The 13,798-nt window shown below is 71.9% G+C and carries 12 protein-coding genes and 1 rRNA gene; 11 read left to right on the forward strand and 2 right to left on the reverse strand.

The annotated features are described in order from the left end of the window. Positions 1-32 precede the first annotated feature (32 nt). Complete coding sequence (locus tag ACIGAN_RS18035) at positions 33-488, reverse strand: metallopeptidase family protein (protein WP_094057962.1); 456 nt, start codon at positions 486-488, stop codon at positions 33-35. Positions 489-782: 294 nt separating this feature from the next. Between ACIGAN_RS18035 and ACIGAN_RS18040 the strand changes: the two genes are divergently transcribed. From ACIGAN_RS18040 to ACIGAN_RS18080, 9 genes are all read left to right on the forward strand, one after another. Continuing rightward, the gene (locus ACIGAN_RS18040; protein ID WP_010034669.1) at positions 783-1,205 is read left to right on the forward strand and encodes a DUF3499 domain-containing protein; all 423 of its coding nucleotides are present in this window, start codon (positions 783-785) and stop codon (positions 1,203-1,205) included. A gap of 207 nt (positions 1,206-1,412) precedes the next feature. Next, a complete protein-coding gene (locus ACIGAN_RS18045) occupies positions 1,413-3,029 on the forward strand; it encodes an L-lactate permease (protein ID WP_399858613.1) in 1,617 nt (538 codons plus the stop codon). A gap of 104 nt (positions 3,030-3,133) precedes the next feature. Further along, on the forward strand, positions 3,134-4,498 hold the full coding sequence (locus tag ACIGAN_RS18050; protein WP_399858585.1) for a phosphomannomutase/phosphoglucomutase: 1,365 nt from the start codon (positions 3,134-3,136) through the stop codon (positions 4,496-4,498). 69 nt (positions 4,499-4,567) lie between these two features. Then, complete coding sequence (locus ACIGAN_RS18055; protein WP_365092586.1) at positions 4,568-4,738, forward strand: Trm112 family protein; 171 nt, start codon at positions 4,568-4,570, stop codon at positions 4,736-4,738. 101 nt (positions 4,739-4,839) lie between these two features. Further along, entirely contained in the window at positions 4,840-5,967 is a 1,128-nt protein-coding gene (locus tag ACIGAN_RS18060; protein WP_365092583.1) for an SIS domain-containing protein, read from the forward strand. 55 nt (positions 5,968-6,022) lie between these two features. Beyond that, positions 6,023-7,174, forward strand: coding sequence for a mannose-6-phosphate isomerase, class I (gene manA / locus ACIGAN_RS18065; RefSeq protein WP_399858588.1), 1,152 nt, complete (start codon positions 6,023-6,025; stop codon positions 7,172-7,174). 153 nt (positions 7,175-7,327) lie between these two features. Next, positions 7,328-8,302, forward strand: a complete 975-nt coding sequence (locus ACIGAN_RS18070; RefSeq protein WP_365092578.1) for a cation diffusion facilitator family transporter — start codon at positions 7,328-7,330, stop codon at positions 8,300-8,302. Positions 8,303-8,659: 357 nt separating this feature from the next. Then, positions 8,660-10,117 (forward strand): adenosylhomocysteinase, encoded by a 1,458-nt coding sequence (gene ahcY / locus ACIGAN_RS18075; protein ID WP_365092576.1) that lies wholly within the window; start codon positions 8,660-8,662, stop codon positions 10,115-10,117. 166 nt (positions 10,118-10,283) lie between these two features. Then, on the forward strand, positions 10,284-10,895 hold the full coding sequence (locus tag ACIGAN_RS18080; RefSeq protein ID WP_365092573.1) for a hypothetical protein: 612 nt from the start codon (positions 10,284-10,286) through the stop codon (positions 10,893-10,895). Positions 10,896-11,012: 117 nt separating this feature from the next. Here ACIGAN_RS18080 and ACIGAN_RS18085 read toward each other — a convergent pair whose 3' ends face one another. Further along, on the reverse strand, positions 11,013-12,005 hold the full coding sequence (locus ACIGAN_RS18085; RefSeq protein WP_399858592.1) for an RDD family protein: 993 nt from the start codon (positions 12,003-12,005) through the stop codon (positions 11,013-11,015). 128 nt (positions 12,006-12,133) lie between these two features. On the opposite strand from ACIGAN_RS18085, the gene ACIGAN_RS18090 reads away from it, so the two are divergent. Both ACIGAN_RS18090 and ACIGAN_RS18095 read left to right on the forward strand, forming a co-directional pair. After that, the gene (locus tag ACIGAN_RS18090) at positions 12,134-13,141 is read left to right on the forward strand and encodes a stage II sporulation protein M (RefSeq protein ID WP_365092571.1); all 1,008 of its coding nucleotides are present in this window, start codon (positions 12,134-12,136) and stop codon (positions 13,139-13,141) included. Positions 13,142-13,722: 581 nt separating this feature from the next. Then, a 16S ribosomal RNA gene (locus tag ACIGAN_RS18095) occupies positions 13,723-13,798 on the forward strand; the annotation flags it as partial.

Genomic DNA, 13,798 nt, shown 5'->3' on the forward strand with positions numbered 1-13,798 from the left:
GGTGCTGCGAAGGCGGCCCCCGGGAGGCCGGCTCAGCCCTGGTCCTCGCCGTAGCGCGGATCGACGGTCTCGGGGGTGAGCCCCAGCAGCTCGGCGACCTGCTCGACGACGACCTCGTGCACCAGCGCGGCGCGCTCGTCGCGGCCCTTGGTGCGGATCTCGACCGGCCGCCGGTAGATCACCACGCGCGCGGGGCGTCCCTCGCGCGCGCTGATCGTGCCGCCGAGCGGAACCGCCTCGTCGTTCCAGGCCTGGCCGGGCCCGTCGAGCCGCGGCACCTCCAGCACCAGGAAATCGATGTCGGCGAGCTGCGGCCACCGCCGCTCCAGGCGTTCCACGGAGTCCTGCACCAGGTCCGCGAACGCCTCCGCGCGGCTCGCGGCGAGCGGCACCTGCGGGGGTGCGATGGGGCCGCGCATGCCCCGGCCGTGGCGATCACGGCGGCGGGGCCCGGGGGCGGCGGCACGGGGCGTTACGGGCTTGTCCATCACTGGTGAAGGGTAGTCCCCGCCGAGCCCGCGCGCCCGGCACCGCACTGGCGCGCGGACGGCTTCCGGCCGACCCGCCCGGCATGTCGGTGCATGACCATTCAAGCCAAGGTTGGGCTCGATTTCGTACCCCGCAGGGACCGGTGCGATCACGGCAATTGAGTGTTTTATGTCGACTCTTGACCGCTTGCGGGGCCGTCCGACACCTCGCGCGAGAGTGTCCGGGCAGGTCAGAAAGGTGCCCCCGAAAGGGGGTGTGGGGTGTTTCACGCCACGACACGGTGGAGTGACCTGGTGGAGAGTCGTCGCGGCCCGCTCAAGAGTGCGGTACCGTCCAACGTCGTGAGCCCTGTACGTCGCTGTTCGCGCACCGCCTGCGGCCGTCCCGCCGTCGCGACGCTGACGTACGTCTACGCCGACTCGACCGCGGTCCTCGGCCCGCTCGCCACCTACGCCGAACCCCACTGCTACGACCTGTGCGCCGAGCACTCCGAGCGCCTCACGGCGCCGCGCGGCTGGGAGGTCGTCCGGCTGCTCGACGGCTCGGCCCCGGCCCGCCCGAGCGGGGACGACCTGGAGGCGCTTGCGAACGCCGTGCGCGAGGCGGCCCGCCCCCAGGAGCGGGCGGCCGGAGCCGGTGGCGGCGGCCGCGCGGCCGACCCGATGGAGGTCGCCCGGCGAGGACACCTGCGCGTCCTGCGGTCCCCCGACAACTGACCGGACTCCCGGACCCCCGGACTCCCGGACTCCCACTCTCCCTGGCCGGTGCTCTCGTCCTTCCCGTGCCGGTCGCCCTCCCTCCCCGCCCGGCTCCCCGGTTTCTCCTCACGCGCACCCATTGACGCCACCTTGGCGCGGACATGACCATTCCGTCCGGAGGTCGCGAGAAATCGCTTTCGCATGGCGGAAACCGGGGAGGCGCCCGTGTACGTCCAGGAACTGGAACCCGTCGCCGGCTCACTCGGCCTGTCCGCCCTCGTGGCCGCCTCACCCCTGGTGATCGTCCTGGTCCTGCTCGGCGGGCTGCGCGTGAAGGCGCACCTGGCGGGCCTGACCGGTCTCCTCGCGGCCGTCCTGGTCGCCCGCCTCGCCTACGGCATGCCGCTCGGCCAGACCCTCTCCAGCGGCGCCCAGGGCGCCGCCTTCGGCCTCTTCCCCATCCTGTGGATCGTCGTCAACGCCCTGTGGGTGTACCGGATGACCGTCCGCACCCGGCACTTCGACATCCTGCGCCGGTCCTTCGGGCGGCTCTCCGACGACCCGCGCATCCAGGCCCTCGTCATCGCCTTCTGCTTCGGGGCCCTGCTGGAGGCACTCGCCGGCTTCGGCGCGCCGGTCGCGATCAGCGCGGTCATGCTGGTCGCCCTCGGCTTCGAGCCGGTGCGCGCCGCCGTCGTCGCGCTGGTCGCCAACACCACGCCCGTGGCCTTCGGCGCGATGGGCACCCCGGTCGTCACCCTCGCCCAGGTGACGGGCCTTCCGCTGGACTGCGTCGCCTCCGTGGTGGGCCGTCAGACACCGCTGCTGGCCCTCGTGGTGCCCCTGGTGCTGGTCTGGCTGGTGGACGGCCGGCGCGGGCTGCGCGAGACCTGGGTGCCCGCGCTGGCGTGCGGAGCGGCCTTCGCCGTGGCCCAGTTCGCCGCCGCCAACTACGTCTCCGCCCAACTCGCCGACATCGGCGCCGCCCTGGCCGGAGCGGGCGCCCTGGTCGCCGTACCGCACGCGCGCGTGCCCGCGGCCGAGTCCGTACGCGCCTGCGTGCTGACCGGCGTCCGCAGCGACGAACTGGACCAGGAGGACCCGCCCCGCGAGGTGCTGCGCGCCTACGCCCCCTACGCGCTGATCGTCGTGATCTTCTCCGTCGCCCAGATCCCGGCCGTCAAGGACCTCCTCGCCCGGGCCACCCGGACCTACGACTGGCCCTTCCTGAACGTGGCGGGGCCCGACGGCGAACCCGTCGGCGGCAACGTCTTCACCTGGCCGATCGTGTCGACCGGCGGCACGCTCGTGCTGCTCGCCGGGATCGGCACGGCCGCCGTCCTCGGCGTCCACGCGCGCGTGGCCGTGCGGGAATGGCTGGCGACCGTCCGCGAACTGCGCTTCGCGATCCTCACGGTGACGTCCGTCCTCGCGCTCGCCTACGTCATGAACCTCTCCGGGCAGGCCGCCACCATCGGCCACTGCGTGGCGGCGGCCGGAGCCGGACTCGCCTTCCTGTCACCCGTTCTCGGCTGGTTCGGTGTCGCCGTGACCGGCTCGGACACCTCCGCCAACGCCCTCTTCGGCGCCCTCCAGGTCACCGCCGCCCGCGAGTCGGGACTCTCTCCGGAACTGCTGGCCGCCGCCAACAGCTCCGGCGGCGTCCTCGGCAAGATGATCTCCCCGCAGAACCTCACCATCGCCTGCGCGGCCGTCGGACTGGCGGGCCGCGAGGGCGACCTGCTGCGCAAGGTGCTGCCCTGGAGCCTCGGCCTGCTGCTGGTGATGTGCCTGATCGTGGTCGGCCAGAGCACCCGGGTCCTGGGCTGGATGCTGCCCTGACCTGAGGTTACGGCGGTGGGTCCACTCGGTGACCGCCCGGCGGGCCGGCGGCGGGTGCGGGTAGTTTGGACCGACCGATAGGACTTTCCAGGAAGAGGCGGGGCGTGGCTGCTGATCTGTCGCAGGTGGTCAAGGCGTACGACGTACGCGGGGTCGTCCCCGACCAGTGGGACGAGTCCCTGGCCGAGCTCTTCGGGGCGGCCTTCGTGCGGATCACCGGCGCGAGCGCGATCGCCACCGGGCACGACATGCGGCCCTCCTCCCCGGGTCTGTCCCGGGCCTTCGCGCGTGGCGCCGCCGCCCAGGGCGCCGACGTGACGGAGATCGGCCTGTGCTCGACGGACCAGCTGTACTACGCCTCGGGCGCGCTGGACCTGCCGGGCGCCATGTTCACCGCCTCGCACAACCCGGCCCGGTACAACGGCATCAAGCTGTGCCGCGCGGGCGCCGCCCCGGTCGGGCAGGACACCGGCCTGGCCGAGATCCGCGAACTGGTCGAGCGCTGGAGCGAGTCGGGCGCCCCGGAGCCCGCCGCGACGACGGGCACGATCAGCGCCCGCGACACGTTGTCCGACTACGCGGCCCACCTGCGCTCGCTCGTCGACCTGACCTCCATCCGCCCCCTGAAGGTCGTCGTCGACGCGGGCAACGGCATGGGCGGGCACACGGTCCCCGAGGTCCTCGCCGGCCTGCCCCTGACCCTGGTGCCGATGTACTTCGAGCTGGACGGCACCTTCCCCAACCACGAGGCCAACCCCCTGGACCCGGCCAACCTCGTCGACCTCCAGAAGCGCGTCCGCGAGGAGGGCGCCGACCTGGGCCTCGCCTTCGACGGCGACGCCGACCGCTGCTTCGTCGTGGACGAACGCGGCGCGCCCGTCTCCCCGTCGGCCATCACCGCCCTGGTCGCCTCCCGCGAACTGGCCCGGCACGGCGGCAAGGGCACGATCATCCACAACCTGATCACGTCCTGGTCGGTCCCCGAGGTGGTCCGCGAGCACGGCGGCACGCCCGTCCGCACCCGCGTCGGCCACTCCTTCATCAAGGCCGAGATGGCCCGCAGCGGCGCGATCTTCGGCGGCGAGCACTCCGCCCACTACTACTTCCGCGACTTCTGGAACGCCGACACCGGCATGCTGGCCGCCCTGCACGTCCTCGCGGCCCTCGGCGGCCAGCAGGGCACCCTGTCCGCCCTCGTCGCCTCCTACGACCGCTACACCGGCTCCGGCGAGATCAACTCCACGGTCGCCGACCAGCAGGCCAGCCTCGCCGCGATCCGCACGGCGTACGAGGGCCGCGACGGCATCACCCTCGACGGCCTCGACGGCCTCACCGTCTCCGCCGCCGACTGGTGGTTCAACGTCCGCCCGTCGAACACCGAGCCCCTGCTGCGGCTGAACGCGGAGGCGAGGGATGCGGCGACCATGGCCCGCGTGCGGGACGAGGTACTGGCGATCATCAGGGGCTGAGGCCCCGGCCCCACCGGCGGTAACCTGACCAGGCACGACCCAAGCGCCCGCACCTCGAAGGAACCCCTCATGCCCCTGGAATCCGGCCTCCTGGAGATCCTCGCCTGCCCGGCCTGCCACTCCCCCCTCGAGGAGCAGGACACCGAGCTGATCTGCACCGACACCCAGTGCGGCCTGGCCTATCCGGTGCGCGACGGCATCCCCGTCCTCCTCGTCGACGAGGCCCGCCGCCCCGCCTAGCCGCGCGGCGCGTCCCCGGGCGCACATGTCCCGGGGCCCGACGGGCATCGATGTAGGACGACCACCGCACCACGGATCCCGGCGACCGGAGGCTGCCGCTCATGCTCGACGAATCGCTGCTCGACTCGCCCGAGGGCCTCGCCGAGGCCGACCACCGCGGGCTGCTCCGCGGCGCCGCGGAAGCCGGTGCCCGGGTCCGCACGGCCGCCCGCCACGCGGCCGAGGCAGGCATCAACGACCTGAAGCCCGACGGCCGCCCCCGCGCCGTCCTGATCGCCGGCCCCGGCGCCGCCGCCACCCACACGGCCGACCTCATCGGCACGCTGGCCGGCGCGGGCAGCCCCGTCACCCGCCTCGCCCCCACCGGCGTCGCCCCCGCCGCGGGCGCCCTGCGCTGGGAACTGCCCGGCTGGGTCGGCTCGGTCGACCTGCTCCTGATCACCACCCCCGACGGCACCGAACCGGGCCTGTCGCTCCTCGCCGAGCAGGCCTACCGCCGGGGCTGCAGCGTCGTCGCCGTCGCCCCCGGCCGGTCCCCGCTCGCCGACGCCGTCAACGGCTCGCACGGCCTGTTCGTCCCCATGGCGACCGCCCCCTACGACCAGGAGGAGCCGTTCGCCGCGTCCGCGCCCGGCGTGCTGTGGGCCCTGCTCACCCCGCTCCTCGCGCTGCTGGACCGCACCGGGGTGCTCGCCGCCCCGCCGGACGCCCTCGGCCAGGTCGCCGACCGCCTCGACCGCGTCGCCGAACGCTGCGGCCCCGCCATCGCCACCTACAGCAACCCCGCCAAGACCCTGGCCGCCGAACTCGCCGACGCCCTCCCGATCGTCTGGACCGAGGGCGTCTCGGCCGGCCCGGCGGGCCGCCGGTTCGCCGCCGCGCTCGCCGAACTGTCCGGCACCCCCGCCGTCGTCGCCGAACTCCCCGAGGCCCTCGCCGCCCACAGCGCCCTGCTCGCCGGACCCCTGGCCGCCAGCGCCGACCCCGACGACTTCTTCCGCGACCGGGTCGACGAACCACCCGCCCTGCACGCGCGCGTGGTGCTCCTGCGCGACCGCCCCATCGGCGGCCTCACCGCCGCCCCCGGCGCCCGCGACCTCGCCCTCAGCCACGACACGCCGATCAGCGAACTGGAACCGGAGGAGGGCGGCGAACTGGAGACCCTCGCGGAACTGATCGCCATGACGGATTTCGCCGCGGTTTACCTGGCGCTCGCCTCGAGGGCCTGATCTTGCCCGGGACACCCTGACGCGCCCGCCCGCCCGCACACGCAGAGAGAACCCCATGGACCGCCTCGACAACACCATCCGCCCCTACGCCTGGGGTTCACCCACCGCCATCCCGCAGCTGCTCGGGGTCGAACCGACCGGCGAGCCGCAGGCGGAGATGTGGATGGGCGCCCACCCCGGCGCACCCTCGCGCACCGGGCGGGGCACACTCGTCGAGGTCATCGACGCCGACCCCGAGAAGGAACTCGGACCGGCCGCCGTCGCCCGGTTCGGCCCCCGCCTGCCCTTCCTCCTCAAGCTCCTCGCCGCCGGAGCACCGCTCTCCCTCCAGGTCCACCCCGACCTCGGCCAGGCCCAGCAGGGCTACGCGGACGAGGAGCGCCGCGGCATCCCCGTGGACGCCCCGCACCGCAACTACAAGGACGCCAACCACAAGCCCGAACTCATCTGCGCGCTCACCGCGTTCGACGGCCTGTGCGGCTTCCGCGCCCCCCTGGAGGCCGCCGGGCTGCTCGACGACCTCGGCGTCGACTCCCTCAAGCCCTACGTCGACCTGCTCCACGCCCACCCCGAGGACGCCGCCCTGCGCGAGGTCCTCACGGCGATCCTCACCGCCGACCGCGAGGAGATGTCCCGCACGGTCGAGGAGGCGGCCGCCGCCTGCACCCGCCTCGGCGGCGCCTACGCCCCCTACGCCGACATCGCCCACCACTACCCGGGCGACCCCGGCGTCATCGCCGCGATGCTGCTCAACCACGTCCGGCTCCAGCCCGGCGAGGCCCTCTACCTGGGCGCCGGCGTCCCGCACGCCTACCTCAACGGCCTCGGCGTGGAGATCATGGCCAACTCCGACAACGTCCTGCGCTGCGGCCTGACCCCCAAGCACGTCGACGTCCCCGAACTCCTGCGCATCGTCCGCTTCCACGCCGCCGACCCGGGCGTCCTGCGCCCCGAGGCCGCCCCCGACGGCGAGGAGGTCTACGAGACGCCCATCGACGAGTTCCGCCTCTCCCGCTACGTCCTGCCCGAGGCCGGCACCACCCACGACCTCACCCGGGCGACCCCGCAGATCCTGCTCTGCACGGCCGGCACGGTCCGCGCCGGCGAGCACGAGCTGACCCCCGGCGCCTCCGTGTTCGTCCCGGCCGGCGAAAAGGCCGAAGTGTCCGGAACGGGAACGCTTTTCCGGGCCACGGTCATCGCCTGACCGTTTCGACGCCCCCCGTGCTGGTGACCTGAGACACCGCGGCCCGAACGGGCTGCAACAATGGCCCACCGTCAAGCACGGGCAAAGCCACGGACGCCGCACACGGCGGCGTCCGGGCCCTGAAAACGGCGTACGAAGGGACAACGCGAACCAATGAGCGCGTCAGGCGGCACCAAGGCGATCGTGGCGGCACTGGCCGCCAACCTCGCGATCGCGGTAGCGAAGTTCGTGGCGTTCCTCTTCAGCGGCTCGTCGTCGATGCTCGCCGAGTCCGTGCACTCCCTCGCCGACTCCGGCAACCAGGCACTGCTCCTGCTCGGCGGCAAGAAGGCCAAGCGCGAGGCCACCCCGCAACACCCCTTCGGCTACGGCCGCGAGCGCTACATCTACGCCTTCCTCGTCTCCATCGTCCTCTTCTCGGTCGGCGGCATGTTCGCCCTCTACGAGGGCTACGAGAAGATCAAGCACCCGCACGAGCTGACCCACTGGTACTGGCCGGTCGGCGTCCTGGTCTTCGCGATCATCGCCGAGACCTTCTCCTTCCGCACGGCCATCAAGGAGTCCAACACCCTGCGCGGCAAGCGCTCCTGGAAGGAGTTCGTCCGCCACGCCAAGGCCCCCGAGCTCCCGGTCGTCCTCCTGGAGGACCTCGGCGCCCTCGTCGGCCTGATCCTCGCCCTCGGCGGCGTCGGCCTCGCCCTGCTCACCGGCGACGCCGTCTGGGACGGCATCGGCACCCTGTGCATCGGCGTCCTGCTCATCCTGATCGCCCTGGTCCTCGCCGCCGAGACCAAGTCGCTCCTGCTCGGCGAGTCCGCCGGCGTCGAGGAGGCCCAGAAGATCGAGGCCTCCCTCGTCGACGGCGACACCGTCACCCGCGTCATCCACATGCGCACGCTCCACCTCGGCCCCGAGGAACTCCTCGTCGCCGCCAAGATCGCCGTCCGGCACGACGACACGGCCACCGAGATCGCCTCCGCCATCGACGCCGCCGAGGCCCGCATCCGCGAGGCGGTCCCGATCGCCCGTGTGATCTACCTCGAACCGGACATCTACAGCGAGGCCGAAGCCGCCAAGGGCCCCGACCCCGAGGCCTCTCCCGGAGGACCCGCCCCCGCGGCCCACTGACCCCGCACCTCGCGCCCACGGGGCCCGCCGGACCACCCGGCGGGCCCCGCCGCCGTCCCGGCAGCACCCGTGACCGGACGACGATCGGCCCGGTGATCGGACGATGATCGGCTCGATGTGTTCGCGGACGGACTGGGGTTCGCCCCCGCCCCCGGTGTAGCTTGGGACGGAGCCAGACGTCGCTGCTGATGGCGGTCGGGCGGTCCTCCCGGGGACCGGCCGAGGGAGAGAGGGCCTCCGACGGACTGCGCTGCGCGTACGCGGGCATGCCTGTGTCCTCTTCCGGGCACCCCTGTGTCCGCCGCCGCGCAGACCAGCCGTACCCACCTCGACCCAACCCCCGAGGAGCAGCTCGCAATGACGACTGTCGAGAACCGACAGGACTTCAAGGTCGCCGACCTCTCCCTGGCCGAGTTCGGCCGCAAGGAGATCACCCTCGCCGAGCACGAGATGCCCGGCCTGATGGCGATCCGCAAGGAGTACGCCGAGGCGCAGCCCCTCGCCGGCGCCCGCGTCACCGGCTCCCTGCACATGACCGTGCAGACCGCCGTCCTCATCGAGACCCTGGTCGCCCTCGGCGCCCAGGTCCGCTGGGCCTCCTGCAACATCTTCTCCACCCAGGACCACGCCGCCGCGGCCATCGCCGTCGGCCCGAACGGCACCCCGGACAACCCGCAGGGCGTCCCCGTCTTCGCCTGGAAGGGCGAGACGCTGGAGGAGTACTGGTGGTGCACCGAGCAGGCGCTGACCTGGCCGGACAGCCCCACCGGCGGCCCCAACATGATCCTGGACGACGGCGGTGACGCCACCCTCCTCGTCCACAAGGGCGTCGAGTACGAGAAGGACGGCAAGGTCCCCTCGCCCGACACCGCCGAGTCCGACGAGCACCGCGTCATCCTGGAGCTGCTGACCCGCACCCTGGGCGAGAACCCCCAGAAGTGGACCCAGCTGGCCTCCGAGATCCGCGGCGTCACCGAGGAGACCACCACCGGCGTCCACCGCCTGTACGAGATGCAGCGCGACGGCACCCTGCTGTTCCCGGCGATCAACGTCAACGACGCCGTCACCAAGTCGAAGTTCGACAACAAGTACGGCTGCCGCCACTCGCTGATCGACGGCATCAACCGCGCCACCGACGTCCTCATCGGCGGCAAGACCGCGGTCGTCTGCGGCTACGGCGACGTGGGCAAGGGCTGCGCGGAGTCCCTGCGCGGACAGGGCGCCCGCGTGATCGTCACCGAGATCGACCCGATCTGTGCCCTCCAGGCCGCCATGGACGGCTACCAGGTCACGACCCTCGACGAGGTCGTCGACAAGGCCGACATCTTCATCACCACGACCGGCAACAAGGACATCATCATGGCCTCGGACATGGCCAAGATGAAGCACCAGGCCATCGTCGGCAACATCGGCCACTTCGACAACGAGATCGACATGGCCGGCCTCGCCAAGATCCCCGGCATCGTCAAGGACGAGGTCAAGCCGCAGGTCCACACCTGGACCTTCCCCGACGGCAAGGTGATCATCGTCCTGTCCGAGGGCCGCCTGCTGAACCTGGGCAACGCCACCGGCCACCCGTCGTTCGTGATGTCCAACTCCTTCGCGGACCAGACCCTGGCCCAGATCGAGCTGTTCACCAAGCCCGACGAGTACCCGACCGGCGTCTACGTGCTGCCCAAGCACCTCGACGAGAAGGTCGCCCGCCTCCACCTCGACGCGCTCGGCGTGAAGCTGACGACGCTCCGCCCCGAGCAGGCCGAGTACATCGGCGTGAAGGTCGAGGGCCCGTACAAGCCGGACCACTACCGCTACTGAGCCCAGCAGCACCGCTGCCGGTCAGCCGGCCACCAGTCGGAACCGAGGCAGGCCCCCCGCACCCCCGTGCCGGGGGGCCTGCCCCGTTCGGTCGGCCGACGTTCCGGTCGACCGGCGTTCCGGCCCGGCCGGTGACCGGCCCAGCCCGTCAGGACCCAGGACCCCCATGCCCCGCGGCCGTTATTCGCTCCACGATCCGCACGATCACACCCCCCTCGCGGAAGAACACTTCCAGTGCGCCCCCGGCCCCTCCGGCTGGCGCTACGTCTCCCGGCTGACCACCCCCTCGGGCGATCACCACGGCTCCGTCGACCTCACCCTCGACGAACTCGGCCGCCCCCTGCGCCTCGAGCTCCACGCCGCCGCCTGGCAGGTCCGCGGCGCCGCCCTCGACGGCGTCACCTGGGTCCGCACCGACCCCACAGGAACCGACGCCACCGAAGGCAATGTGCGCGCCCACGCCTTCACCGGCACCTCCCCGGCGTTCCTCGTCGCCACCGCCCGTCTCCTGCGCCTCACCCCCTCGGCCGCCACCCGCGTACGCCTCGTCGCCTTCACCGATCCGGTCCTCGCCCCGCGGACCGTGGACCAGTCGTGGACCTTGCTGAAAAGAGAAGCACACGCCACTGACAACGGCCCGCTGACCGTGGACGAGTACCAGGTCACAGCCCTGGACACGGGCGAACAGCACGCCGTACACATCGCCGGCGACGTGGTGCTCGCGGCCCCCGGCATCGAGCTGGAGGACCTCGACTCACCCCCGTCGCAGTTCGGCTGAGCGACGAGCCCGCGCCCCTGACCAGGCCGGCCACCGATCAGCTAGCCCTTTGACCAGGTCGTTCCTCGAACAGGTCGCTCTTCGATCAGGTCGTCCCTCGCACGCGTCGGCCTCCTATCAAGCCGGCGGCACGAACCCCGTGCCCGGACGCCGTCCGCCCGGCGCCTCGGCCGACGCGGCGGGCCGCCCGTCACGAACCGGCTCAGGCCGGCCCTCGGGCGGCACGGCCGGAGCCCCCGCCGCGGCCGCGGGGGGAGCGGCAGGCGGCGCCGGAACAGCCGGCGGGACGAACGCCGCCGGACTCGGTTCGCCGGACGCGGCCGGCGCACCGGCGGGGTCCGAGGCCGAGCTCGCTCCCGAACCGCCCCCGAAGGCCCGCCGCGCCTCGCGCGCCTGCCGCTGCTGCACCACGGCCGCTAGATAGGCCGCCGGCGCGATCCCCTGCGGCACCGGAGCCCCCGTACGTGCCGCGAGATCGGACGCCAGCCGCTCCGCCATCGACCAGCCCACCTGCGGATCCAGCTGCTGCATCCGCGTCAGGTACTGCCGCACCGCCAGCCACAACCCGTCCGGCACCGCCGACAGATCGAGCTGCGAGAACCGCCCCGCCAGCCACGGCGGAGGAGGCGGCACGAACCCGGTCCGCGTGACCGGAATCCGCTCCCTCACCACGAGAGTCCCCGCGAACACGTCCCCCAGCCGCCGCCCACGCGCCGACACGAACGAGGCGATACAGGCGACGATCCCGAAGGTCATCAGAATCTCGATCACCCCGATCAGACCCCGCACCAGCGCGTGGCGGAACCGGATCGGCCCGCCGTCGTCCCGCACCACACGCAGACCGCACGCCATCTTCCCGAGCGATCGCCCACGACTGAGCGTCTCCACCGCGATGGGCGCGCCCACCAGCACCAGGACGAACGACGCGATCGACAGCGCCGTCTGCGCCGCCTCGTCCAGCGAAGCGGTGGAAGCGACCAGCGCGATGGTCACGGCGACGTAGACCGCCATGGCCGCCACCAGATCGAGCAGCACGGCCAGCGCCCTGCTGGGCAGCCTCGCGGGGCGCAGCTCCAACGCCACAGCCTCGCCCGTCACCAGCTCACTCACGCACGCCGCCCTTCCCCTGCCCTGCCCCCGACAGGGCCAGTCTGCCAAGCTGAGGACGCATCGCGCCCCAGTACGACAAGCTGATCCACGACGAGCCGCCGACGAACAGCCGAGGAGCAGGCACACCGATGGACCTCGACGTCTTCGTCTCCGCACACCGAGCGGAGTGGGACCGCCTCGAAGCCCTGCTCCGCCGCCAGCGCCGTCTCAGCGGCGCGGAGGCGGACGAACTCGTCACGCTCTACCAGCGCACCGCCACGCACCTCTCCCTGATCCAGTCCAGCGCCCCCGACCCCCAGCTGACCGGCCGGCTCAGCCAACTCGTGGCACGCGCGCGTAGCGCCGTCACGGGAACCCGACGGGCCTCCTGGCGCGACGTCACCCGTTTCCTCGCCCACGGCTTTCCCGCGGCCGTCTACAAGTCCCGCCGCTGGTGGGTCCCCACGGCGCTGCTCTCCACGGCCGTCGCGGTCCTCCTGGGCTGGTGGATCGGCACCCACCCGGAGGTACAGGCCTCCATCGCTGCACCCAGCGAACTGCGCGAGCTGACCCGCCCGGGCGGTCAGTACGAGACGTACTACTCCAGCCATCCGGCGGCCAGCTTCGCCGCCCAGGTGTGGACGAACAACGCCTGGGCCGCCGCCCTGTGCCTGATCCTGGGCGTCTTCCTGGGGCTGCCGGTCATCTGGATCCTCTTCCAGAACATGCTCAACCTCGGTATCGGCTTCGGCCTGATGTCCTCGGCAGGCCGCCTCGACACGTTCCTGGGCCTGGTCCTGCCGCACGGCCTGCTCGAGCTGACCGCGGTCTTCGTCGCCGCCGGCACCGGTCTGCGCCTCGGCTGGACCCTCATCGACCCGGGCCCGCGCACCCGTCGCATCGCCCTCGCCGAGGAGGGCCGGGCCGCCATCGGCATGGCCATCGGCCTGGCCGTCGTCCTCTTCGTCTCCGGCGCCATCGAAGGCTTCGTCACCCCGTCCGGCCTCCCGACCTGGGCTCGCATCACTATCGGAGTCGTCGCCGAACTGGCCTTCCTCGCCTACGTCTGGATCCTGGGCGGCCGCGCTGCCCGCGCGGGAGAGACTGGCGACGTGGAGGCGGCGGAACGCAGCGCGACGGTCCCCACGGCCGCCTGATCGTCCTGCCGACCACCGGATGTGCGACCACGTCCGTTCAACTGCTAGTCTCCTCTTCGCCCCGCAGGAGCCGTTGACACGGCGAGCGTGGGGAGGTAGATTCGAACAGTTGCCTGGAGAGGGGTTGCCCCCTCGGGCCGGCAACAGTGAGCATCTGTCTGCTTCTTGAATCGCTGATTTCAATGAAGCCCCCTCCCGATGAATCGGAAACGAATGGCCGGTCAGTCCGGTCCGGAACTTCTGATAAAGTCGGAACCGCCGGAAAGGAAACCCGCGAAAGCGGAAACCTGGAAAGCGCCGAGGAAATCGGGTCGAGAAAAGATCTGATAGAGTCGGAAACGCAAGACCGAAGGGAAGCGCCCGGAGGAAAGCCCGAGAGGGTGAGTACAAAGGAAGCGACCGTTCCTTGAGAACTCAACAGCGTGCCAAAAGTCAACGCCAGATATGTTGATACCCCGTCCATCGGTTCACTGATGGTCGAGGTTCCTTTGAAATAACACAGCGAGGACGCTGTGAACGGTCGGGCTTATTCCGCTCGACTGTTCCGCTCTCGTGGTGTTGCACCGGATTACCGGTACACATTCACGGAGAGTTTGATCCTGGCTCAGGACGAACGCTGGCGGCGTGCTTAACACATGCAAGTCGAACGATGAACCA

It is taken from the genome of Streptomyces sp. NPDC085931, from assembly GCF_044540565.1.
GTDB lineage: Bacteria > Actinomycetota > Actinomycetes > Streptomycetales > Streptomycetaceae > Streptomyces.

Bases quoted from the DNA above. Each gene is read 5' to 3' on its own strand.
- ACIGAN_RS18035 (WP_094057962.1), bottom strand. From the start codon at position 488: ATGGACAAGCCCGTAACGCCCCGTGCCGCCGCCCCCGGGCCCCGCCGC.
- ACIGAN_RS18080 (WP_365092573.1), top strand. From the start codon at position 10,284: ATGCCCCGCGGCCGTTATTCGCTCCACGATCCGCACGATCACACCCCC.
- ACIGAN_RS18070 (WP_365092578.1), top strand. From the start codon at position 7,328: ATGAGCGCGTCAGGCGGCACCAAGGCGATCGTGGCGGCACTGGCCGCC.
- ACIGAN_RS18090 (WP_365092571.1), top strand. From the start codon at position 12,134: ATGGACCTCGACGTCTTCGTCTCCGCACACCGAGCGGAGTGGGACCGC.
- ahcY (WP_365092576.1), top strand. From the start codon at position 8,660: ATGACGACTGTCGAGAACCGACAGGACTTCAAGGTCGCCGACCTCTCC.
- ACIGAN_RS18055 (WP_365092586.1), top strand. From the start codon at position 4,568: ATGCCCCTGGAATCCGGCCTCCTGGAGATCCTCGCCTGCCCGGCCTGC.
- manA (WP_399858588.1), top strand. From the start codon at position 6,023: ATGGACCGCCTCGACAACACCATCCGCCCCTACGCCTGGGGTTCACCC.
- ACIGAN_RS18060 (WP_365092583.1), top strand. From the start codon at position 4,840: ATGCTCGACGAATCGCTGCTCGACTCGCCCGAGGGCCTCGCCGAGGCC.